The sequence below is a fragment of the Burkholderia sp. Bp9142 genome (assembly GCF_003853415.1).
In the GTDB taxonomy this organism is placed as follows: domain Bacteria; phylum Pseudomonadota; class Gammaproteobacteria; order Burkholderiales; family Burkholderiaceae; genus Burkholderia.
The window spans coordinates 266490-288483 of record NZ_QTPP01000005.1; the positions used below are offsets into that span (position 1 = coordinate 266490).

Below are 21994 nucleotides of genomic sequence, written 5' to 3' on the forward strand. Positions count from 1 at the left end.
ATGTCCGGCACGCTGGTACTCGTCTTTGCGATGGCATTGGCCGCGTCGTTCGGCCTCGATGCCGTTGCGGTACCGCGTGCGCCGTTGCGCAGGCCCTTGCGTGCCGTGCTTCTGCATGCGCTGGCCGTGTCGTTCGTGGGAGCATGCGTGCTGGCCGTCACGGCGCGGCCGGTGTTTTCCGCCGGCATCGCGGCGGCGCTGGTCGCGCTGGTGGCCGTCATCAGCAACGCGAAGTTCGAATCGCTGCGCGAACCATTCGTCTTCACCGATCTCAGCCTGTTCAGCCAGTTGTTTGCCCATCCGCGTCTCTATCTGCCGTTCCTGAGCGTCGGCAAGGTCGTCGCGATTGCGGCCGGTGTCGCGCTGCTCGTCGCAGGCTGCCTGCTCGACCATGCGGATGCGCCGCCGCGCGCAGTCGCCGCCGCCGCCGCGCTCGTCTGTCTGCTGATCGGGGCGCGAGTGGCGGCACGCTTGCCGTTGACGCTCGAAGCGGCGGCGGATCAGCATCGACTGGGCTTCTTCGCGGTGTTCGTCGCGTATTTGCTCAATGGCCTGCGGCCTGCCACGCTGAAGATGTTCGACGCAGCGGTCGCCATGAGCCAGTTCGCGTCCGGCTCGCCGTCGCGCAGGCCTGACGTTATCGTGATTCAGAGCGAGTCGTTCTTCGATATCCGGCGGGCGACGTCCGCGGTGGCGCCGTCACTGCTGTCCGCGTTCGATCGTGCGCGCCGCGAAGCAATCGCGCACGGCAAGCTGACCGTTCCTGCATGGGGCGCGAATACGATGCGTACGGAGTTTGCCGTCCTCACGGGTATGGCGGCCGATCGCCTCGGATACGCGCGCTTCTATCCGTATGCCTTTCTGCGCAAGGTGTGCCCGTCGCTTGCCGGGTGGTTCCGGCGCGGCGGCTACAGGACGCTTGCGGTGCATCCGTACCACGCGGATTTCTTCGGGCGCGATCGCGTGTTTCCGCTGATGCACTTCGATGCATTCATGGACATCCGCAGCTTCGACGGTCGTCCGCGCGTCGGCCAGTATGTGGCGGACGCAGCCGTCGCCGACGCGATCATCGACGTGCTGGACGCACCTCGCGAGCACCCCGCGTTCATCTTCGCGATGACGATGGAGAACCATGGGCCGCTTCATCTGGAGGCGGTGGCCGCTGGCGAAGCAGCCCGCTACCATTCGCTCGGCGACGACGACGCATGGCACGACCTGACTGCCTACCTGCGCCACCTGGATAACGCGAACCGGATGATCGAGCGACTGCTCGACCATCTGAGGCAAAGCGACCGCGAGACGATCGTCTGCTTCTACGGTGATCACGTACCGGCCTTGCGGTGTGTGTTTGACCAGCTCGGTGTCCTACCCGATCGCAGCGATTATTTCGTCTGGAAGAATGATGCGAGCGCCGATGGCAGCGCACAGGATATCCGGGCAGAAGAACTGGGCCGAATGCTGACGTCGGCCGTTACCCATTCGAATGAGTCGCGCGCGCGTGATCGCGATGCGCTGGCCAAAGCAGAAAGAGCATGAACAAGCAAATAGCGATCATCGGGATGGCGTGCCGGTTCCCCGGTGGAGTCGAGAGTCCCGATGACTTCTGGCAACTGCTCCGCGACGAACGCGATGCCGTAACGGCCATTCCGCCGGACCGTTTCGGCACGGCGTTCTACCAGCACCCGTCGAAACGGGAGCCGGGAAAGAGCTATACGTTCGCAGCGGGCGTCGTCGACGACGTCGCGGGCTTCGACGCCGAATTCTTCGGCATCTCGCCGCGCGAGGCGGCGCAAATGGATCCGCAGCAACGGTTGCTGCTCGAGCTCGCATGGGAGGCGTTCGAAGACGCCGGCGTGCGTCCTGCCGCGATGCGCGGACGCGACTGCGGTGTGTTCGTCGGTGTGGCGGGCATGGATTACGGCAACCGCAATATGGACGACATGAACACGATCGATCCGTATTCGGCAACCGGCAACACGCTCAGCATTGCCTCGAACCGCGTGTCCTACCTGTTCGACTTGCGCGGCCCGAGCATGTCGGTCGACACCGCATGTTCGTCGTCGCTCGTTGCGCTGCATCAGGCGGTCCGGGCGCTGCAGTCGGGCGAGACCGCGATGGCGCTGGCCGGTGGCGTGAACCTGCTGCTGCACCCGTTTGGGTTCGTCAGTTTCTCGAAGGCGTCGATGCTGTCGCCGCGCGGCCGCTGCCGCGCGTTCGACGCGACGGGCGACGGCTACGTGCGCGCCGAAGGCGGCGCGTTCGTGCTGCTCAAGCCGCTCGACCAGGCGCTGGCTGACGGCGACACGATCCACGCGGTCATCGCCGGATCGGGCGTAAATTCGGACGGCCATTCGCATGGCGGCATCAACGTGCCGGCGGCGGCGACGCAGGCAGACCTGCTGCGCACCGTGTATCGACGCGCAGGCGTGGACCCGCGCACGCTGGCGTATCTCGAGGCGCATGGCACGGGCACCGCGGTCGGCGATCCGATCGAGGCACGTGCGTTGATCGACGCGGTATCGGGCGGCAGGCCCGGGTCCGATCCGCTCCTGATCGGGTCGGTCAAGACCAATATCGGCCACCTGGAAACGGCATCGGGCATGGCGGGCCTGTTGAAGGCGGTGCTGTGCCTGAAGCACCGCGCGGTGCCGCGTTCGCTGCATTTCGACACGCCGAATCCGGGCATCGATTTCGAAGGCGGCCGCTTGCGCGTGGTCGATCGGTTCACGCCGCTCGAGCGCGGTGATGCACCGCTGACGATCGGCATCAATTCGTTCGGCTTCGGTGGCACGAACGCACACGTCGTCATCACCGAAGCGGTGGCAGCGGCGCCCGCCGCGCAATCGGCGGCACGGATCGATGCACCGCTGCCGCCGCTGGTCCTGACCGCACGCTCGCCGGCCGCGCTGGAAGCCGTTGCCGCGCGTCATCTCGCGCGCCTGCAGTCGGGCGCCGATTGGACCGCGCTCGCGGCGGCCGCCGCACGGCGCCGCCAGTGGCTCGAGCATCGCGCGGTCGTCGCACCGGCCGATCGGGCAGAGGGGCTTGCAGCACTCACGGCACTTGCCGAGCCGTCCGAGCACGGTTTGCCGGCGTGCGCCGTGCAAGGGCTGGCCGTTGAAGGCGACGCGCCCGTCGCCTTCGTCTACGCGGGCAACGGCTGTCAATGGGCCGGGATGGGCAAGCGGCTCTATGCCGAGGATGCCGTGTTTCGCGCGGCACTCGACGAAGTCGATGTGCTCTGGCGGGCGGACGGCAACGCATCGCTCATCGAAGTCATGTGCGAAGGTGTCGACGCCGCTTGGCTCGCCGCGACCGAGAACGCGCAACCGCTGTTGTTCGCCATGCAGGTTGGCATCACCCGCGTACTGACCGCGCGCGGTATCCGCTTCGATGCAGCGGTCGGCCACAGTGTCGGCGAGATCGCCGCGGCCTGGGCGTCGGGCGCGCTCACGCTCGCCGAGGCCGTGCGCGTGATCCGGATCCGCAGCGGCGCACAGGGCCTGACGCGCGGCGCGGGCAGGATGGCGGCGGCCGGCATTGGCGAAGCCGTGGCGCGCGACTGGATCGCGCGTCTCGATCTCGCGGCTGTCATTGAAATCGCGGGCACCAACAGCCCCGACGCGGTGACGCTCGCGGGCTCGCAAGTCGCGCTCGAGGCGATCGGTACGGCGCTGACGGGCGCCGGCCATTTCTACCAGATGCTCGACCTCGATTATGCGTTCCACAGCAGCCGCATGGATGCGATCGAACCGGTCGTGCGCGACGGGCTGGCCGATCTCGCGCCGCGCGATACGCAGACACGATTCGTGTCGACGGTGACCGGCGACACGCTGCCGGGTACCGCGCTCGATGCGGGTTACTGGTGGCGCAACATCCGCGAGCCGGTCCGTTTCGGCGACGCAATTGCCCGCCTGTCGGACGATCGTGTGCGCATGTTCGTCGAGATCGCGCCGCACTCGATCCTGCGCACCTACGTGAAGCAGACGCTTGCGTCGCGCAACGCACCGGGTGTCGTCGTGCCGACGCTCAAGCGTCAGCACGATAGTGCGGAAATGCTCGCCCATGCGATCCTGTCAGCGGTGGCGCAAGGCGCGCGCGTCGATCTCGATCGACTCGTTCCCGATGCGCCGCATGCCGCGCTGCCGACCTATCCGTGGCAGCGCGAGCGTTACTGGCTCGTGCCGAGCGTCGAAGGGTACGGGCTCGTGAACCGGCGCGTCGATCATCCGCTGCTCGGCTATCGCCTGCACGAGCATGCGTTCGCCTGGGAGAACCAGCTCGATCCGCAGCGCGTGCCGATGCTCGCCGATCACGTCGTCGACGGCGGCGTCGCGTTTCCGGGCGCCGGTTACGTCGAAATGGCGCTCGCGGCGGCGCGCACGTTCTTCGGCACATCGGATGTGGCCATCGAGAATGTCGAGATTCGCATGCCGGTCGTGTTCCAGCCGCAGCACGCGAAGCTGTTCCGGTTCGCGATCGACGTGCGCACCGCGTCGTTTAGGATCGAGACGCGTGACCGGATGTCGGAAGGCCCATGGAATCTGAACGTGACGGGGCGCCTGCTCGAAAGCGGCAATACGCTCGACGCGGACAGCACGCCGGATGCGTCGATCATCGCCCACCTGCAGTCTCGTCCGGCACTGTCCGGCGACACACTGTATGCGGGCACGACGGCGATCGGTCTGAGTTACGGACCGGCGTTCCGGTGGGTGCGGTCGCTGTGCGTGTCGGGCGACGACGCGCTGGCCGAGCTCGAGGTACCGTCGGTCCTTGCCGGCACGCGTGCGCGGTCGGACTATCTGCTGCATCCCGCGCTGATGGACAGCGGCTTCCATCCGCTGTTCGCGGTGCTGGGGCGGGCCGGCGCCGCGCCGGGCGATGCGCATGCGGCGTTCGTTCCGGTCCAGATCGGCCGCGTCGATTTCCTGAGCGGCGAATCGGTTCGTCGCGTGCTGGCGCGCATTCACCGTCGCAGCCCGCATTCGGTCGTCGCATCGTTCGAATTCATCGATGCGCACGGCCAGATCGTTGCGCGTCTTTCCGCGTGCCGCTTCCGTCGCGTCGATCTCGCGGGGCGCCGTCACGGCGCGCCGGCGCGCTTTGTCTACGTGCTCGAAGCGAGGCCGCTGCCGGCCGGCTACACGGCAGCCGCGCTGCCACAGCCGGGCGCGCTCGTCGAGCGTGCGAACGCGCATGTCGCGGCGCGCGAGGACCTCGCGCGCCGCACGCAGCATCTGACAGAATTGCTGCCGCTGCTCGACGTGCTTGCCGGTCTGCACGCGCTCGAAGCGCTGGATGCGCTTGGCGCATTCGCGCAGCCGGCGCTGCCGACGGACATGCATCCGCAACAGATCGCGCGACTGACGGAGATCGTCGTCGAGGACGGGCTGGCGCGCCTCGAAGGCGATCGTCTGGTTCGCGATGCCGAAGCCTGCGCGGCGATGCCCGCGCGTGACGCGCTGTGGCGCGACGTGTTGGCCGCATCGCCCGCCCATGTCGCGGAACTGACGTTGCTGGCGCACGCCGGTGCGGCGCTGCCGCGCGTGCTGCGCGACGCGGTGCCCGCGGGCGGGCTGCTGTCGTCGACAGGGCGCAGTCTGGTCGAGCAGTTCTTCGATGCGTCACCGACGTGGGCACATGCACGCGCGCTGCTCGCCGCTTGCGTGACGCAGGCTGTCGCAATGTGGCCGGGCACACGTCGCTTGCGTGTACTCGAGATCGGCACCGCGAATGGCGACGTGCTGCAACCGCTCGACGTGGACGTGCCGGCCGGCCGCTGCGAATACGTGCTGGCGGGCACGCAGCAGCAGCTCGCGGGATTCGATACGGAAGCGCACGCCCAGGTGCAGACGCTGACGTTCGCGACCGACGCGCCGCTGTTCGCGCGATGTCGCGATACGACGCCGTTCGACGTCGTGATCGTCAACCGGATGCTGGGCGACCACCCGGATTCGCTCGCCGCGCTGACGGCGATCGCCGAACGGCTCGCGCCGGGCGGGCTCGTCGTCATCGCCGATGCGCGACGCAGCCGCTTCTCCGACATCGTGTTCGGCACGGCGGGTGGCGAAGGTGCCGCCGGCGCGTACGGCGCGCTGGCGCCCGCCGCGATCGTTTCGATGTGCGAACGCGCCGGACTGGTCGATGTGGTGCGCGATACCGAGCAAGGCCTCGATCTCGAAGGCGTGCCGACGTTCGTCGTCGCGCGCAAGCCGGCTGCCGGCGCGCAAACGGCAGTCGCATCGCGGGACGATGATCGAGCGCGTCGCATGGCGGAGCGTGACGGTGCGCGCTGGCTGATCGTGCAGGACGATGATGACGCGTTCGGCATCGCGGTGGCGGGTGAACTCGGGCGGCTGGGGTGCCGCGTCGAATCGGCATCGGTGCGTGACGCCGCGGCATGGTCGGCGCGCCAGCCGGCCGGGCATCCGGCGCATGTCGTGTTCGTTGCGCCGCTTGCATCGCTGGACACGGCCGACGGTGCGGCCGTGATGCGCGCGCAGCAAGGCGGCGCGCTCGCGCTGGCATCGCTCGTGCGCGACCTCGATGCGGCCGGTGCCACGGAGCGCGGGCGGCTGTGCATCGTGACGCGCGGCGGTGCGCCGTTCGCGACCGGTGCATCGTTACATCCGGAGCATGGAACGTTGTGGGGCCTCGGCCGTGTGATTGCGAACGAATATCCGGCGCTGCCGATTCGTTTGGTCGACGTCGATCAGGCCGTCGAACAACCGGCACTGCAGCTTGCGATGGCGCTCGTGGACGACGATGGCGAGGAAGAAGTGCTGCTTGCGCCGCAGGGTCGCTACGTACCGCGCATGCTGCCGGCCGCGCAGGCGGCGCAGCGTGACGGCACGCCAAGCGCATCGGACCATCCGGGCGCGCGGCTCGCATTCGACATGCCGGGGTCGTTGCGTAACCTCGAATGGTTCGCGATGCCGGCACGCGCTCTCGGTGCTGGCGAAATCGAGATCGAGCCGATGGCGACGGGGCTCAATTTCCGCGACGTGATGTACGCGATGGGACTGCTGTCCGACGAGGCCGTCGAAACGGGCTTCGCGGGCGCGACGATCGGCATGGAAATGTCGGGGCGGGTCGCCCGGGTCGGCCCGGACGTCGACGGCTTTGCACCGGGCGACGCGGTGCTGGGTTTCGCGCCGGCCTCGTTCGCGAAGCGCGTGGTCACGCGCGCAACCGCGATCGCACGCAAGCCCGACGCGATGTCGTTCGAGGAGGCTGCCACCGTCCCGACGACGTTCTTCACCGCGTACTACGCACTGTGCGAACTGGCGCGGCTGCGACGCGGCGAGCGCGTGCTGATACACGGCGGCGCGGGCGGGGTCGGCATCGCGGCGATCCAGATCGCGCGGCATCTTGGCGCGGAAGTCTTCGCCACTGCCGGCAGCGACGAAAAGCGCGAGTTCATTCGCCTGCTCGGTGTCGATCGCGTGTTCGATTCGCGCAGCCTTGCGTTCGCCGACGAGATTCTCGCGCGCACGAACGGCGCAGGCGTCGACATCGTGCTCAACTCGCTCGCCGGCGAAGCGATGGTGCGCAGCATCGATACGCTGCGTCCGTTCGGCCGCTTCCTCGAACTCGGCAAGCGCGATTTCTACGAGAACAGCCGGATCGGCCTGCGGCCGTTCCGCAACAACATCAGCTATTTCGGCATCGATGCAGATCAACTGATGGGCGTGCTGCCGTCGCTGACGACACGATTGTTCGAGGAAGTGATGGGGCTGTTCTCGGACGGCGTGCTGCATCCGTTGCCATACCGCGCGTTCCCGGCTGCGCGTGCGGAGGAAGCGTTCCGCTACATGCAGCAGGCGCGCCAGATCGGCAAGGTGCTGGTCACCTATCCGTCCGGCACGCCGGTACCGGCGCGTGGCGTTTCCTTGCCGACGCTGCGGCTCGACCCGCATGCCGCGTACCTGATCGTTGGCGGCACGGGCGGGCTGGGATTCGCGACCGCACGCTGGATGATCGAGCGCGGCGCGCGGCACCTGACGCTCGCGAGCCGCGGCGGCGTACTGGGTGCCGCGATGCAGGCGGAAGCCGATCGCTGGCGCGACGCGCTCGGCGCCGACGTGTCGGTCGCGCGATGCGACGTAACCGACGGCAGGGCGCTCGACGGCCTCATCGGCGAGATCGAGCGTCGCGGGATGCCGCTCAAGGGTGTGCTGCATTCGGCGATGCGGATCGACGACGGACTGCTGCGCAACGTCGACGACGCGCGTTTCGCGGCCGTGCTCGAACCGAAGGTGGCGGGCGCATGGAACCTGCATCGCGCGACGCAGCGTTGCGCGCTCGATTTCTTCGTCATGTACTCGTCGGCGACGACCTGTCTCGGCAACCCGGGGCAGGGTGCGTATGTCGCCGCCAACGGTTTCCTCGAGGCGCTGGTCGCGCATCGCCGCGCGGCCGGCCAGCCGGCCATGTTCATGGCATGGGGGCCGATCGAGGACGTCGGTTTCCTGGCGCGCAACGCCGGCACACGCGAGGCGCTGCAGTCGCGTATCGGCGGTGCGTCGATCACCTCGAACGAGGCGATGGCCGCGCTCGAACGCGCGCTTGCGCAAGGGGGCGCCGGCGAAGCCGTCGTACGTCTCGACTGGGGCGCCATCTCGCGCGGCATGCCGGCCGCACACGCGCGGCGTTACGCGGCGTTGCAGGCGGGCGGCGCGCTCGAGACGTCGAGCGAGGACCGCGTGTTGCTGGAGCAATTGCGTGCGTTGCCGCCTGCCGACGCCGTGGCACTCGTCGAGACGGCACTGCGCGGCCAGATCGCGCGGATTCTGCACATGTCGCCGGAGCGCGTCGATGCCGGTCGGTCAGTCCTCGATCTCGGGATGGATTCGCTGATGGGCATGGAGCTCGGCATGGCCGTCGAGGAGGCTTTCGGCGTCAAGCTGTCGATCATGGCGATCGCGGAAGGCGCGACGGTGCATACGCTGGCCGAGCGGATCGTCGAGTTGCTCGATACGCGGAACGGCGACGACCCGGTCACGGCAGCGGACGAGCTGGCGCAAGCGCTGGTCGCGCGGCATGCACTGGGTGATGAAGCGCGGGCCCGGCTCGAGCGGGGTTCAAATTGAACGAGCCAGGGAGCGAAAGCGTGCCGGTCGACGCGGAGCGTGCTCGGATCAAGCTGCCCCCGGGCTGGCAGGCGAGCGAGGGCACGCTTGCGCGGCCGCTCGCGTTGGCGGGACATGGTCTGCATACCGGTCGGCAAGTGCAGGTGCGGGTTCAGCCGATGACGCCGGCGGGCGGCCGGCACGGGATCGTGTTTCGAAGGATGCGCAACGGACGCGAGCTCGGTGTGCTCGAGGTCGATCCCGCCCTGCGCCGCGCACAGCCGCTTTGCACGATGCTGCGCAATGCCGACGGCGTCGGCGTCCGCACGATCGAGCATCTGCTCGCGTCTCTGCTGGCGTGTGAGATCGATCATGCGATCGTCGAACTCGATGCGGAGGAAGTGCCGATTCTCGACGGCAGCGCAGCGCCCTGGGTCGACGCGATCCGCGCATGCGGCCGTCTCGCGCTCGACGCGCCGAAGCGCTTCATTCGTGTGCTGCGGCCTGTCGTGGTCGCAGACGGCACCGGCGATCAGCGACGCGAAATGCGGATCGAGCCGGCGCCGCGTTACGAACTGAGCGTGCGGAACGACTTGCGCGGCTTCGGCGACATGCACTGGGATGGCGCGCTGACACCGGAGACGTTTGCAACCGAGATCGCGCCGTCGCGTTCGTACGGGCGCGTGAAATGGGCCGTGCCGGCGATCATCGCCGGGTATGTGCGCGGGGTGCCGATCCTGCGCGGCGCGCGGCCGTCATGTACGGCGTCGATCGTCGGCAATCGCGTGCTGGGCGGGATGCGGCTACCCGACGAGTTCGTCCGGCATCGCGTGCTCGATCTTGTCGGCGATCTCGCGCTGGCGGGCGCACCGCTGCTCGCACGCGTGAGCGCACTGCGCCCGAGCCACGAGATGAATTTCCGGTTGGTCGATGCGCTGCTGGCCGATACCGACGCCTGGCGGTGGGCCGAGTTTTCCGACGCGTGATACCACGCCTTTTGAAAATACGCGGCGCAACTTTGCGCCATTCTTGAGACAAAGCGAAGGAAGCAATGGCACTCGGAGAACACCTTCGCCGGCAACTGGCGGCGAAAGCCCTGAAACGGCAACTGGAGCGCGCGACGGAAGCCGCTACGGCCCCTGGCGTGCCCGGTACGCCGGCGGCACCGGCCGCCTCGGCGCGCAGCCGTTTCGAATCGATGCCGCAGTACCAGCAGGTCAGGATCATGCGCGAGATGGGCGAGAAGCTGCGCGTCGACTCGCCGTTCTTCCGCGTGCACGATGGCGTTGCCGGCGCGACCACGCGGATCGGCGGTCGCGAATACGTGAACTTCGCGAACTACAACTACCTCGGTCTCGCCGGCGATCCGGCCGTGTCCGAGCGTGCGAAGGCCGCGATCGACCGCTATGGCACGTCGGCGTCCGCGAGCCGGATGGTCGCGGGCGAGCGCCCGGTGCAGCGTGACCTCGAGCGGGCGCTGGCCGCGTTCTACGAGACCGACGATTGCGTCGCGTTCGTGAGCGGCCATGCGACCAACGTGACCGTGATCGGAGCGCTGTTCGGCCCCGGCGACCTGATCGTCCACGATGCGCTCGCGCACAACAGCATCGTGCAGGGTGCGCAACTGAGCGGCGCGAAGCGGCTGAGCTTTGCGCACAACGACTGGCAGGCGCTCGATGAGCTGCTGTCGCGCGTGCGGCGCGAATACCGGCACGTGCTGATCGCGATCGAAGGGCTGTACAGCATGGATGGCGACTTGCCGGACCTGCGGCGCTTCGTCGACGTGAAGACGCGTCACGGCGCGTTCCTGCTGGTCGACGAAGCACATTCGCTCGGCGTGCTGGGTGCGACGGGCAAGGGCATCCGCGAACATTGCGCGGTCGCGCCCGACCAGGTCGACATATGGATGGGCACGATGAGCAAGACGCTCGCCGGTTGCGGCGGTTTCATCGCCGGCTGCCAGCCGCTGGTGGACATGCTGCGCCATCTGGCGCCGGGCTTTCTCTATAGCGTCGGACTCGCGCCGACGCTCGCCGCGGCGTCGCTGGCCGCGCTCGAACGCCTGCAGGCCGAACCGGAGCGGGTCGCGCAACTGCAGGCGCGCGGGCGGCAGTTCCTGACGGAGGCACGCGCCGCGGGATTGAACACCGGCACGAGCGCCGGGTATGCGGTCGTGCCGGTGATCACCGGAAGTTCGCTGAAGGCCGCGCAGTGGGCGAACGCGATGTTCGACGAAGGGATCAACGTGCAGCCGATCTTCTATCCGGCCGTCGAGGAGAAGGCCGCGCGCCTGCGTTTCTTCATCTGCTCGACGCACGAGCCCGGGCAGATCAGCCGGACGGTCGCCGTGCTGGCCCGCCTGGCGGGGCGGGCAGCATGATGCCCGCCGCGGCGCTCTCGCCCTCGTTCGGCGTACCGCAAGCCGGTTCGTTGACGTCGTTTCGCGCCGCGTGCGCGGACGATGCGGCGGCATGTGCACCGCTCGTGTTCGCGTCCGGCGTCGGCGAATTCGGTTTCTTTCTCGGCGAAAGCGACGCGCGCTGCACCGCGTTCCTGCGAGAGGCGTTCCGGTCGCGTCACGGCCGGTTCTCGTGGCGCCGGCACCGCGTCGCGGTCGGTGCAGACGGCTCGGTGCATGCGGTGATGGCCATCCACGACGGGCGGCGGACGAGGTTCGACGACGTTCACGTCGCATGGGCCCTGGTGCGCTTTTTCGGCGTGCGCCGTACGATCGGCCAGTTGCTGCGCGGGCTGGTGCTCGAAACGGAGATTCCGGCGCCCAAGCGTTCGCAGATCCTCGTCGCGCATTGCGCGACGGACGAGCGGCGTCGCGGCACGGGCATCTTCACTGCGTTGTTTCGCGATGCGCTCGACGCAGGCGCTTTGCCGAGCGACGGCAGCCGCGACATCGTGCTCGACGTGCTGACTCGCAACGAGCGTGCACGCGTTCTGTATGAGCGGATCGGCTTCGTTGCGCTGACACGGCGTCGCGCGCGCGCGCGCCGGCTGCCCGCCGAACTCGATTCCGTACGCATGCGGCTCACGCGCCGCGGCTGAGACCGCGAGCGCCTTCGCGGCCTACTTGTGCCGTGGATTGAACGGCCGCTGCTGCACATCCGCCCCATGCGCGACGATCGCCATGCTTTCGGGCACTTCCTCCCATGCCCCGCGCAGGTCGACGAGCGGCTCCGAGACGACCATGAACGCGTCGTCGCCGGCTTCGGCGATGCGCGGATTGTGCGGATAGAGTTCGTGCAGGTGCTTGAACGACGTGCTGTGGAACAGCGAGCGCGATTGCCGTTCGCTCGAGTAGCGCACCGCGATGATCCGCTCGCCGTCCGTCGCGCAGATCGTCATGTTGAGCGGCTCGGCGACGCGATACCGCGCGGCGGTTTCCTCGATCATGCCGACCATCCGCTCGAGCGCTGGCAGCGGCGTCTGCTCGAGGCCGTAAGTCAGCGCGAGCCGAAACATGAGTTCGGAGTCGGTCGAGCCCTCGAGCGTCGAGAACAGCGCCGGGTCGACCTTCATCGTCAGGTCGCGGCGCAGCTTGTGGAAATCGCGGATCAGCCCGTTGTGCGCGAAAAGCCACCGGCCGTGGCGAAACGGGTGGCAGTTGGTTTCCTGGACGGGCGCGTCGGTCGCCGCGCGGATGTGCGCGATGAACATCCGCGAGCGGATCGCACGCGCGGCTTCGCGCAGGTTGCGGTCGTTCCATGCGGGATGCACGGAGCGGTAGCGGAACGGCAGTTCGTCGGGGCGGCCGTACCAGCCGATGCCGAACCCGTCGCCGTTGGTGGTCGTGGCGCCCAGCTCCGAATGCAGGCTCTGGTCGATCAGCGAATGCTTCGCGCGAAACAGTACGGTCTCGAGATGGATCGGATTACCCGTATAGGCGAGCCAGCGGCACATGGAGCGCTCCTTCGCGATGGATCGTTCGCGCATGGTAGCCGACTTCGCGGCGCGGTCGCGTCCACGTACGATGCCCATTCGTCAGACATGGCGCGCCCTTATGCGCACCGTGCAACGGCCCGGCCATGCGGCCGGGCGCCAGTAGCGGGCGGCGCGCGCCGGCGCCGCCGCGGCCGTCGCGCTCAGTCGCCGAGCGCATCCATCACGCGGGCCGAATAGACGAGCGCCGCACCCGCGTTCAGCGCAATCGCGACGCCGAGCGCTTCCGCCACTTCTTCCTTGGTCGCGCCATGCTTGGCCGCTTCCGCGGTGTGCACGGCGATACAGCCGTCGCAGCGCGTCGTGACGGCGACCGCGAGCGCGATCAGTTCGCGCGTCTTCGCGTCGAGATGGCCTGTCTTGGCACCGGCGCCGGCCAGCGCCTGGTAGCCGGCCAGCGTATCGGGCGACAGCTTGGCAATATCGCCGATGCGCGTCGAGAGTTCCTTCCGGTATTCGTTCCAGTTCAGCATGATGCGTCCTTTCGAGAAGAGGTGAGGAGGGCGGCGGATGCCGCGATCTCGGGCGATGCAGGACTTATTCTGATCGTTCGCGCTGAGGGTTTCGATACGCTAGAGTGTCAATTTTTAGCGCAAACGTCTCATGGATGCGTTGAGTCAACTGTTGTCGCTGGGCCGCAGCCATGTCGAGCTCGACGTGCGCTGCCTGCTCGACGGGCCGTTCGCGATGCCGCACGACCCGCTGCCGCCCGGCGAGGCGGCGTTTCACCTGGTGCTGGCCGGAACGTGCCGGCTGCGTACCGCGGACGGGCGCACGCTGCAACTCGCCGACGGCGATTTCGTGCTGCTGCCCGCGGGTGGCGCGCACGACCTGCTCGACGCCGGGGCTGGCCGGTCGCGGCCGGTTGTGGCGTTGCGCGAACAGGGCGCCGGCGGCGGCGCGGTGCTGCCGGTCAAGTCGAATCTCGATCTTGCCGAACCGGGCGGCGCGAGCGTGGACCTGCTGTGCGGACGGTTCGTCTATGCGCGCGGCGCGGGTGAGCTGCTGATGCGCACGCTGCCGCACGTGCTGCATGTCGGGTTGCGCGAGGCGTCGGGGTTCGCGCCGCTGCAACTGCTGACGAGCGTGCTGCGCGCCGAGGCGTCGAACGGGCAGCCGGGCGCCGGCGCGATCGTGAACGCGCTCGGCCAGGCGCTGCTCGCGTATGCGTTGCGCGCATACGGTCGTGGTGCGCGCGTGCCGTCCGGCTGGCTTGCGCTTGCGGCCGACGCGCGGCTCGGCCCGTCGGTCCACGCCGTGCTGCAGGCGCCGGAGAAGCCGTGGACGGTCGAGTCGCTCGGCGACGCATCCGCGATGTCGCGCGCGACGTATGCGCGGCATTTCCGCGAGAAGGCGGGGATGAGTGTCGGCGCGTTCATCGCGCAGATCCGGATGATGCATGCGTGCGCGCTGCTGCAGGACACGCAGCGCGGGCAGGCGGAGATCGGGCAGGCGGTCGGCTACCAGTCCGAGGCCGCCTTCGGCAAGGCGTTTCGCGCGGTGCTCGGCACGACGCCCGGGCGCTGGCGGCGAGCGCAGCGCGAATCGTAAGACTGCATGCAAGCTGTCTTGGCGCGCGCCCAAGCTGCTACCATGCGCGAAACGCAGTTCAACGAAAACGATTTCGAACAAGAAGAAAGAGAGGGCAAAGCAATGAACCAGACCACCATCCAGCAGCCGTCGTTCGCGTTCGTGGCCGCATCGTGGGCCGCGCTGCTCGCGGGTTTCGCGGCATTCCTGATCGGGCTCTGGAACGCCGGCATGCAGCTCAACGAGAAGGGCTACTACTTCACCGTGCTGGTGTTCGGCCTGTATGCGGCGATCTCGCTGCAGAAAAGCGTCCGCGACCGCGCGGAAGGCATTCCCGTCACCGGCATCTACTACGGCCTCAGCTGGATCGCGCTGCTGCTGTCGATCGCGCTGCTGGTCGTCGGCCTCTTCAACGCGACGCTGCAGTTGAGCGAGAAAGGCTTCTACGCGATGTCGTTCGTGCTCGCCCTGTTCGGTTCGGTGGCCGTGCAGAAGAACACGCGTGACCTGCAGAACGCGAAGCCGCGCTCTACCGACGCCGATTCGGCGCCGTCGGTCCAGGAGTGACGGCACGCGAAGCGGGCGCCTTCCAGGCCGCCCGTGTTGCGACGACGACCGACCCGCATTCGCCGATGCGGCGCGGGCTCCCCGCCCATTCGTTTCGTCCATGCCGGTGCGCATGACAATGGAGATATTCCGGATGCCAGACTTCACGGAAACCACACGGCACACCCGGGCGGCCGCCCGTTCGGTGGCGGCGAGGGCCGCGCTCGTGCTGGAGACGAACAACCTGCGGGGCGGCGCGGGGCTCGGGCAGGCCGTCGACAGCCTGAAGCGCCTCGTGTCGTCGCTGTCGACGCAGACCGTGCCGCCCGCGGCACTCGCGCAATGGATCATCACGCACGACGGCCTGCCGGCCGATGCGTGCGCGCAGATCGCCGCGCTCGCCGGCCGCCCGATCGACTTCGTCGAGATCGGCGCGCGCACCGGCTACTACGATGCGAAGAACGACGGATTCGATCGCGTCGACGCGGCCCGCTGCGACATCGTCGTGTTCGGCGATGCCGATTGCAGGCCGGCCGACGACTGGCTCGCGCACCTGCTCGCGCCGTTCGCGCGCGAACCCGGCGAGGCGCCAGTTGCCGTGGCGGGGCGCACCAGCTATGCGCCGAACGTGCTCGGTATCGCGCTGACGTCGATCGACTTCATGTATTTCCCGAGCCCGCTGCGCGACGGCGCGACGCGCAATTTCTACGCGAACAACGTCGCGTTCCGGTGCGACGTGTTCGCGCAATTCCGCTACGAGCCGCTCGACGGCGTCTATCGCGCGCATTGCCAGGTGATGGGGCTGCGGATGCAGGCAGCCGGCGTGGCCGTCGAGTTCGCGCCGGACGCGCACACCGAACATCGGCTGCCGGACACGCATCGCGAATCGCTGAAGCTGCGCTGGATGCGCGGCGAGGACAGCGTCGGGCTGACGCCGTATCTCGTGAACGCGTATCTGCCGCGCGGATGGCAGTGGCTCGGCCGCAGCGGCCCGCTCGGCCCGTTCTGCGTGATGGCCATGCGGCTCGGCTACAGCCTGGGCGCGCTCAATCGCCAGCAGTTGCCGCCGCTGGGTGCCGTCCGCTATCTCGCGGCCGTCGCGGTCACGATCGCCGCGTCCGCCGTCGATACGCTCGGCGCGCTCGCGCGCGGTGCCGGTCTGGCCGGGCGCGCCTCGGCCCGGCGCGATCTCGAAGCGCTGTCCTATCACCGTCATTGAACCGGCGCCGCGCATCGCGCGCGGCCATGACACGCCGACACCCTGCCTCCATCCCGACAACGACCATGTCTTCTCTCGCCACCCGTGTTGCCTGCCTCGCCCTGTTTGCCGCCAGCGTCGGCGCCCATGCCGCACCGGTCGATCGCGCGGGGCGCGGGATCTACCACTTCGCGTCGCAAAGCGGCTGCCCGTTCGCGCGCGCGGCCGCCGCGGACTGCAACCGCATCGCGCTCGATGCGCCCGACGTTCACGCGCGCATCGACACCGATGCGCACGCGATCGTTTTCTCGAGCGATGAGACGCGCCGCACGAAGGACGTGCTCGGCGACGTACTGCTGCACGGCACGGGCGTCGACGGCGAGGGCAGGCGCGTGCCGTTGAGCGTGCACGTGCTGCTGCGTCGCGATGGCGCGAAATGGGACCGCGACGTGTACGTCCATGCGCCGGTGCGTGGCACGTTCACCGATGTCCGGGTCGATCCGTATCGTGTGCGCGTGAAGGAGGGCGAGGGCGAGCGCGACGTGCTCACGCCGGACGAAACGCTGGCGCTGTTCGCACATCCGTCGCTGGCATCGCGGCTCGCGCGGCATCTCGTCAAGGTGAGTGCGACCGATCCGAAGCAGCCGTCCTCGGACGACATCACGATCGCGCTCGGCATCGGCGGCCTGACCCGATCGGTCGCGCGTGCGAGCTTTACGTCGAACGCGCCGCACGATGCCGACGTCGAGCGTGCACTCGCGTCCGGCACGTGGGCGATTCGGTTCGATGCGTTGAGCAACCGCATTCCGGTGTGGGTCGCACGGCGCGAGCTGTTCCTGTTCGGCCTCGACGGCAGCGCGCTCGTGAAGGACATGCGCGCGCGCGGCTTCAGGAAGAACGACCGGATCGAATTCGGCGCGCGCGACGGCAACGGCTATCTGCGCGTGAACGGCCGCGAGGAGGCATTCGCGGGTGCGGCCGCGTCCGCGCATGCGTTCATGCAGGAAAGCTTCATCGGCCTGATCCTCGGATGGCGTCGCGATCCGGCCGCCGCTGCGGCTTCCGCGACGCAATCCGCGTCCGTACGGGGCGTGCCGGCATGACCGCGGCGGGTGAACTGCCGGCGTCGCCGCAGGCGGGGCACGACGCGCGCTTCGACTGTCTTGATGCGCCTGTGCCGCGCGGCACGGCGCGGGTGCGCGCATACCTCGTCGATCGCATCAAGCGGGCGGCGATCCGGCAGCTGCATCGCAGCACACATGGCGAGCGCTGGGTGCTGCGCATGTACCTGATCGGCGAGGAAGCGACCGAGTGCGCGTTACACGAGGACTGGACCGGACAGCCACCGGACTGGCTTGCGCCGCGGATCGACCAGCATCTCGCGGACGAGCGTCGCCACGCGGCCGCGTTTGCCGAAGCGCTGCGCGTGCGTGGCGTCGCGCCGTCGACCGCGCGGCACGAGCCCGACTGGCTGAGCCGGCGCAAGATCGCGCGCTGGCGCCGGCTCGCGCAGCGCCATGCGCCGCATTTCGCGCAAGGCGTGCTCGTGCCGGCCTATGCGACGGGGCTGTGCGCGGAACAGATGGCGATGCGCGTGCTCGCGCGCCACTGCGCGACGATCGGCGCCGCGCATCCGCTGTATCCGTTGCTCTCGCGCGTGCTCGCCGACGAGACGCGGCATGTCCGGCTCTGCTCGGACACGCTGCGCCGTCTGGTTGCACCGTCCGAGACCGCGCATCTCGCCGCGTTGCTGAACGAGATCCGTGCGATCGAAGCCGGGTTCGGCGTGACGGGCGCGCTGGCGATGGTTGCGGCCGGCTGGCTCCAGTCGCTTCGTCCACGCGCATGATGCCGCGGATCGTCTATCTCGCGACGGCCGACGCGCGCGGCCACCTGATGCGCGCACAACTGCTCGTGCACGCGTTGCGCGCGGCCGGCGCGCAGGTCGACGTGCTGACGACGTCCGATGCAGGGCAGGCGTTCCTGGCCGCGTTCGGCATCGACGCGGCGGTGCTGTCCCGTCACTACGCGGTGCAGTTCGACGCACGGCAGAACATGCTGCGCGACGCGACCGATCGCAATGTCGCGCACTACGTGTTCAGGCCGACGCGCATGCTGCGCGACATCGCTCGGCTGCGCGCGATCGTCCGCGATGCCGATCTCGTGATCAACGACTCGTTTCATCCGGCGCTGCTGTTCATGGGCGCGATGCCGGGCTGGCGGCGCCGCGTCGTCCATGTATATGGCGGCAGCCTGCGCCGCGCGTTGACCACGAATTTCGATGCGCGGCTGCCGCGCATGCTGGCGCGTGCTTTTGCGCGGGTCGTCGACTGGCAGATCGATTCGGCGCTGTGCTGCATCGAACACGATTTTGCGTACGACGCCGCCGACGAAGTCCGGCGGTCGCGCATGCATTGCCGGCTGCCGACGCCGGTGCAGGTCGTGGCCGAATTGCCCGCTTCGGAACCGGCTGCCGCAGCCGTTTATCTGAATCCGCACTTCCGCGATATCGCGCTCGCCGATGCGTTGTCGGCCGGCATGCGCGACGCGGGGCTCGCCACCCACCGCGTGGGCGAGGGCTACGCGGGGCACGACGGCTGGACTGGCGTCGACGCCGGCTGGGCGACGCGCGCCGCCCATGCACCGCTGATCGTGTCGGCACCCGGCATGGCCGCGCTGTCGATCGCGCGTGTGTATCACCGCCCGATCCTGCTTGTGCAGACTGATCAGCCCGAGCAGGCGAGCAACGCCGCGCGCGCGGCCCGGCTGCAACTCGTGCACCGCGTCGTCACGTGGCGCGGCGATGCGGCCGCGTTCCGGCGGGAAGTCGGGCAGGCCGCAGCCGACCTGATGCGCAATCCCGGCACGCAGGCGGGAACGGTCTCCGGCCGCGAGCATGCGCGTGCGCGCGTCGACGCATGGACGTCGCGCCTCCTCGCGCTGCGTCCGCGTGCGCAGGCGGACGCAGCGGATACGCGATGCGAGGCGCCGGCGCCATGATGAACGCGCTGTCGTTTCGTGACGATCGCCGGCCTGATGTCCGGCAGATGCTGGCCGCGACGTTCGGCATGGCAGCCGGCCTCGCGATCTTCTTTCTGCTGGAGCGCGGCGTCACGCCGCGCTACGTGTTTGCCACGGCGTTCGATGCGCGGATTCCGTTCATTGCGTGGTCGTGGTTCGTCTATGTCGGCTTCTTTCCGTTCGTGATTGCGCTTGCCGCGTATGCGCGGCCGCCCGCGTTCGCCGCGTTCAAGGAGGCCGTGCTGATTGCGTTCGTGCTCGGTGTCGTGTGCTTCCTGTTGTTTCCGGAAGCCGTGGCGCGGCCCGACGTCGCGGAGATCGGCAACGCGTTCGTGCGCCACCGTCTCGCGCGCATGTGGCAGCTCGATCTCGCGGCAAACGGCTTTCCGAGCCTGCATGTCGCGGTGACGTGTCTTGCCTGCCGGATGCTGGCGGACCGGCGGCGGATCCTGACAGTGGCGATCGGCCTGCTGATCTGCGTGTCGACGTTGACGCTCAAGCAGCATACGGTTGCCGATGTACTGGGCGGCGTGGCGCTCGCGATGCTCAGTGCGCTGTGGGTCGAGCGGCGTTCGCCGCGCAGGAGGCTCGCGTGACGGATGCCCATGTTCACCATGCGGGGCCGAATGCCGGGCTGGCGCGGTTCATGCCCGATCCCGCGCTGTTTCGCGTGAGCGCGTCGCGCGTCGGCGCGGCGCTGGCGGGCGACTGGCTGATGATTGCCGCTGCGTGCGCGGTTGCGATCGCGTTTCAGCATCCGCTGGTGTACGCGATGGCCGCGATCGTGATCGCGCGCAGCCAGCTTGCGCTCGCGGTCATGATGCACGAAGGCGCGCACGGGTTGCTGGCGCGCAACCGGCGCGTCAACGACGCGCTGGGCCAGTTGTTCGCGGCCGGCCCGCTGTGGCTGTCGCTGCGCACGTATCGCGCAGGCCATCTGAAGCACCACCGCGCACCGATGCAGTCGGACGATCCGGTCGCGCTGCTGTTCGGCGTGCATGACTATCCGGTCACGCGCGGACGGCTGATCGGCCGCCTGCTCGCGTACGCGTGCGGGATCGGCTACGTGACGAGCGTCGTGAAACTCGCACGCGGCGAGTTTGCGCACGCGTTGCCGAAGGTCGGGAAGTCGCGCGCGTATGCCGCGTGGGAAGTCGCGTCGATGCTGGCCGGCAACGGTGTGCTGTTCGGCGCGCTCGCATTGGCCGGACATCCGCTGCTGTACGTCACGTTGTGGATCGTGCCATCCGTCACGCTGCTGCCGCTCGCCGGACAGGTGCGCGCGATCTTCGAGCACGCGGGGCTGCCGGCATGCGCCGACCAGAGCCGCAACGCGCGCACGATCGTCCGTCGTTCGTGGCAGACGTTCCTGTTCGGCCCGCACGCGATTCATTTTCATATCGAACATCACCTGTTCACGCGGATGCCGTTCCATAACCTGCCGGTCGTGCATCGGCAGCTCGCGCAGCGGCAGTTGCTGCCCGACGGCAATCTGTACGCGGGTTACGGTGCGGTGCTGCGCGACGTGAGTGGGCGTTGACGCGCGGGCGGGGGATGGCTGGCGTCGTCTGGCGCGAGAGCGATGAGCGATTCGACCGGGATCGGGGGCCGGGCGCCGTGCGCGACCGGGTGCGTCGCGAGCGTCATCGAGATTGCGCGCTCGACACCGCAAGCGACAGACGCAAAAAAGCCTCCGCGCGGGAGGCTTTAATTGCACTATCAAAGATAGTTGGTAGGGTGGGAGGGACTCGAACCCTCGACTCTCTGATTAAAAGTCAGATACTCTAACCAACTGAGTTACCACCCCACGTTCTTGAAACCTGTTGGTTCGTTGCTTCAACAACTTGGCAAGCGACCCAAAGAGCAAAAAATTATAGCGGCGGGTTGCTGGGCTGTCAACAACCCGTCGCGATAATTTATTTGATGCTCTCGATCTTGCCCTGCGCCGTCTGCGCGGCGTTCGATCCGGCGTACTGCGACACGACCTGCTCGAACGTCTTCTTCGCGGCCGCCTTCTGGCCCTGCTCGAGCTGGTTCGTACCGATCGCGACGAGCGCGTCGGCCGCGCGCGGATGCTGCGGATACTTGCTCACGATCGCTTGCCACGTCGCGGTCGAGCCGCGGTAGTCGCGCAGCGCGTATTGCGCATTGCCGAGCCAGTACTGCGCGGTCGGCTGGTGCGGGCTCTGCGGATACTTCGCGATGAAGCTGCGGAACGATGCCGCGGCCGCCTTGAAGTTGCCGTTGCGGAACTGCTGCTGCGCCGCGTTGAGCGCATCCATTTCACCCGGCTGCACGGTGCCTTCGACACCATCGATCGTCGCCTGTTGCGGCTCGAACTTCTTGAGTCGCGTGTCGAGATCCTGGTAGTACTCCTTCTGCTGCCGTTCGAGCGTCGTCAGCCGGTTCGTCAGGTCCTCGTTCTCGCCGCGCAGCGTCGCGACCTGCTGGTTCAGCTGGTCGATACGGCCGGATTGATCGAGGATCGTACGCTGGGCGGCGGACAACTGGGTGGACAGGTTGTCACTCTTGCTGCGCAAGTCGAGCACGGCGCGGCGCGCCTCATTGTCGTCGAACATGCCGGCGTGCGCCGGCGCGGCCGACCACGCCGCGCCGACGACGCAGAATGCTGCGGCCATGCGCAGCCAGGATACACGGTGCGTCATACGGCAACTCT

Annotated in this window: 16 protein-coding genes and 1 tRNA gene; 13 read left to right on the top strand and 4 right to left on the bottom strand. The window is 68.4% G+C overall.

Annotation, left to right across the window (positions count from 1 at the left end; all coding sequences use genetic code 11):
• From DIE22_RS08450 to DIE22_RS08470, 5 genes are all read left to right on the top strand, one after another.
• Positions 1-1536 carry an LTA synthase family protein gene (locus tag DIE22_RS08450; protein ID WP_124498285.1) on the top strand — a complete coding sequence of 512 codons (1536 nt, stop codon included), beginning with the start codon at positions 1-3 and terminating at the stop codon, positions 1534-1536.
• A complete protein-coding gene (locus tag DIE22_RS08455; protein WP_124604859.1) occupies positions 1533-9092 on the top strand; it encodes a type I polyketide synthase in 7560 nt (2519 codons plus the stop codon). Before DIE22_RS08450 ends, DIE22_RS08455 begins: the two co-directional genes overlap by 4 nt.
• A 47-nt stretch (positions 9093-9139) precedes the next feature.
• Positions 9140-10057, top strand: a complete 918-nt coding sequence (locus tag DIE22_RS08460) for a UDP-3-O-acyl N-acetylglycosamine deacetylase (RefSeq protein WP_124604872.1) — start codon at positions 9140-9142, stop codon at positions 10055-10057.
• Between the two features lie 65 nt (positions 10058-10122).
• Positions 10123-11451 carry an aminotransferase class I/II-fold pyridoxal phosphate-dependent enzyme gene (locus DIE22_RS08465; protein WP_124604860.1) on the top strand — a complete coding sequence of 443 codons (1329 nt, stop codon included), beginning with the start codon at positions 10123-10125 and terminating at the stop codon, positions 11449-11451.
• Entirely contained in the window at positions 11451-12128 is a 678-nt protein-coding gene (locus DIE22_RS08470) for a GNAT family N-acetyltransferase (protein ID WP_260426634.1), read from the top strand. The genes DIE22_RS08465 and DIE22_RS08470 overlap by 1 nt, the downstream gene beginning before the upstream one ends.
• Before the next feature lie 21 nt (positions 12129-12149).
• Here the strand turns inward: DIE22_RS08470 and DIE22_RS08475 are convergent, their stop codons facing one another.
• Together DIE22_RS08475 and DIE22_RS08480 are read right to left on the bottom strand one after the other, a co-directional pair.
• Positions 12150-12983, bottom strand: coding sequence for a class II glutamine amidotransferase (locus DIE22_RS08475; protein ID WP_124498306.1), 834 nt, complete (start codon positions 12981-12983; stop codon positions 12150-12152).
• A gap of 182 nt (positions 12984-13165) precedes the next feature.
• Positions 13166-13495 carry a carboxymuconolactone decarboxylase family protein gene (locus tag DIE22_RS08480; protein ID WP_027788276.1) on the bottom strand — a complete coding sequence of 110 codons (330 nt, stop codon included), beginning with the start codon at positions 13493-13495 and terminating at the stop codon, positions 13166-13168.
• A 130-nt stretch (positions 13496-13625) separates the two neighbouring features.
• Between DIE22_RS08480 and DIE22_RS08485 the strand changes: the two genes are divergently transcribed.
• From DIE22_RS08485 to DIE22_RS08520, 8 genes are all read left to right on the top strand, one after another.
• Positions 13626-14573, top strand: coding sequence for an AraC family transcriptional regulator (locus DIE22_RS08485; protein WP_124604862.1), 948 nt, complete (start codon positions 13626-13628; stop codon positions 14571-14573).
• A gap of 102 nt (positions 14574-14675) precedes the next feature.
• On the top strand, positions 14676-15119 hold the full coding sequence (yiaA, locus tag DIE22_RS08490) for an inner membrane protein YiaA (RefSeq protein WP_124498290.1): 444 nt from the start codon (positions 14676-14678) through the stop codon (positions 15117-15119).
• A gap of 133 nt (positions 15120-15252) precedes the next feature.
• Entirely contained in the window at positions 15253-16317 is a 1065-nt protein-coding gene (locus DIE22_RS08495) for a glycosyltransferase family 2 protein (RefSeq protein ID WP_124604863.1), read from the top strand.
• Positions 16318-16382: 65 nt separating this feature from the next.
• Positions 16383-17399: a hypothetical protein gene (locus DIE22_RS08500; protein ID WP_260426632.1), complete on the top strand. Its 1017-nt coding sequence runs from the start codon at positions 16383-16385 to the stop codon at positions 17397-17399.
• The gene (locus tag DIE22_RS08505) at positions 17396-18145 is read left to right on the top strand and encodes a hypothetical protein (protein WP_124604865.1); all 750 of its coding nucleotides are present in this window, start codon (positions 17396-17398) and stop codon (positions 18143-18145) included. Before DIE22_RS08500 ends, DIE22_RS08505 begins: the two co-directional genes overlap by 4 nt.
• Complete coding sequence (locus tag DIE22_RS08510) at positions 18142-19296, top strand: hypothetical protein (RefSeq protein WP_124604866.1); 1155 nt, start codon at positions 18142-18144, stop codon at positions 19294-19296. The genes DIE22_RS08505 and DIE22_RS08510 overlap by 4 nt, the downstream gene beginning before the upstream one ends.
• Complete coding sequence (locus tag DIE22_RS08515; RefSeq protein ID WP_260426633.1) at positions 19293-19913, top strand: phosphatase PAP2 family protein; 621 nt, start codon at positions 19293-19295, stop codon at positions 19911-19913. The genes DIE22_RS08510 and DIE22_RS08515 overlap by 4 nt, the downstream gene beginning before the upstream one ends.
• The gene (locus tag DIE22_RS08520; protein ID WP_124498295.1) at positions 19910-20857 is read left to right on the top strand and encodes a fatty acid desaturase family protein; all 948 of its coding nucleotides are present in this window, start codon (positions 19910-19912) and stop codon (positions 20855-20857) included. The genes DIE22_RS08515 and DIE22_RS08520 overlap by 4 nt, the downstream gene beginning before the upstream one ends.
• 190 nt (positions 20858-21047) lie before the next feature.
• On the opposite strand, the gene DIE22_RS08525 is transcribed toward DIE22_RS08520, so the two are convergent.
• Both DIE22_RS08525 and ybgF read right to left on the bottom strand, forming a co-directional pair.
• Positions 21048-21124: transfer RNA gene (locus tag DIE22_RS08525), tRNA-Lys, on the bottom strand.
• 109 nt (positions 21125-21233) lie between these two features.
• The gene (gene ybgF, locus DIE22_RS08530; RefSeq protein WP_124604867.1) at positions 21234-21983 is read right to left on the bottom strand and encodes a tol-pal system protein YbgF; all 750 of its coding nucleotides are present in this window, start codon (positions 21981-21983) and stop codon (positions 21234-21236) included.
• Between the last annotated feature and the right edge of the window lie 11 nt (positions 21984-21994).

Excerpts from the sequence above, each read along its gene's own strand:
- DIE22_RS08450 (WP_124498285.1), top strand. The coding sequence starts at position 1 with ATGTCCGGCACGCTGGTACTCGTCTTTGCGATGGCATTGGCCGCGTCG.
- DIE22_RS08455 (WP_124604859.1), top strand. The coding sequence starts at position 1,533 with ATGAACAAGCAAATAGCGATCATCGGGATGGCGTGCCGGTTCCCCGGT.
- DIE22_RS08465 (WP_124604860.1), top strand. The coding sequence starts at position 10,123 with ATGGCACTCGGAGAACACCTTCGCCGGCAACTGGCGGCGAAAGCCCTG.
- DIE22_RS08470 (WP_260426634.1), top strand. The coding sequence starts at position 11,451 with ATGCCCGCCGCGGCGCTCTCGCCCTCGTTCGGCGTACCGCAAGCCGGT.
- DIE22_RS08475 (WP_124498306.1), bottom strand. The coding sequence starts at position 12,983 with ATGTGCCGCTGGCTCGCCTATACGGGTAATCCGATCCATCTCGAGACC.
- DIE22_RS08480 (WP_027788276.1), bottom strand. The coding sequence starts at position 13,495 with ATGCTGAACTGGAACGAATACCGGAAGGAACTCTCGACGCGCATCGGC.
- DIE22_RS08485 (WP_124604862.1), top strand. The coding sequence starts at position 13,626 with ATGGATGCGTTGAGTCAACTGTTGTCGCTGGGCCGCAGCCATGTCGAG.
- yiaA (WP_124498290.1), top strand. The coding sequence starts at position 14,676 with ATGAACCAGACCACCATCCAGCAGCCGTCGTTCGCGTTCGTGGCCGCA.
- DIE22_RS08495 (WP_124604863.1), top strand. The coding sequence starts at position 15,253 with ATGCCAGACTTCACGGAAACCACACGGCACACCCGGGCGGCCGCCCGT.
- DIE22_RS08500 (WP_260426632.1), top strand. The coding sequence starts at position 16,383 with ATGTCTTCTCTCGCCACCCGTGTTGCCTGCCTCGCCCTGTTTGCCGCC.
- DIE22_RS08505 (WP_124604865.1), top strand. The coding sequence starts at position 17,396 with ATGACCGCGGCGGGTGAACTGCCGGCGTCGCCGCAGGCGGGGCACGAC.
- DIE22_RS08510 (WP_124604866.1), top strand. The coding sequence starts at position 18,142 with ATGATGCCGCGGATCGTCTATCTCGCGACGGCCGACGCGCGCGGCCAC.
- DIE22_RS08515 (WP_260426633.1), top strand. The coding sequence starts at position 19,293 with ATGATGAACGCGCTGTCGTTTCGTGACGATCGCCGGCCTGATGTCCGG.
- ybgF (WP_124604867.1), bottom strand. The coding sequence starts at position 21,983 with ATGACGCACCGTGTATCCTGGCTGCGCATGGCCGCAGCATTCTGCGTC.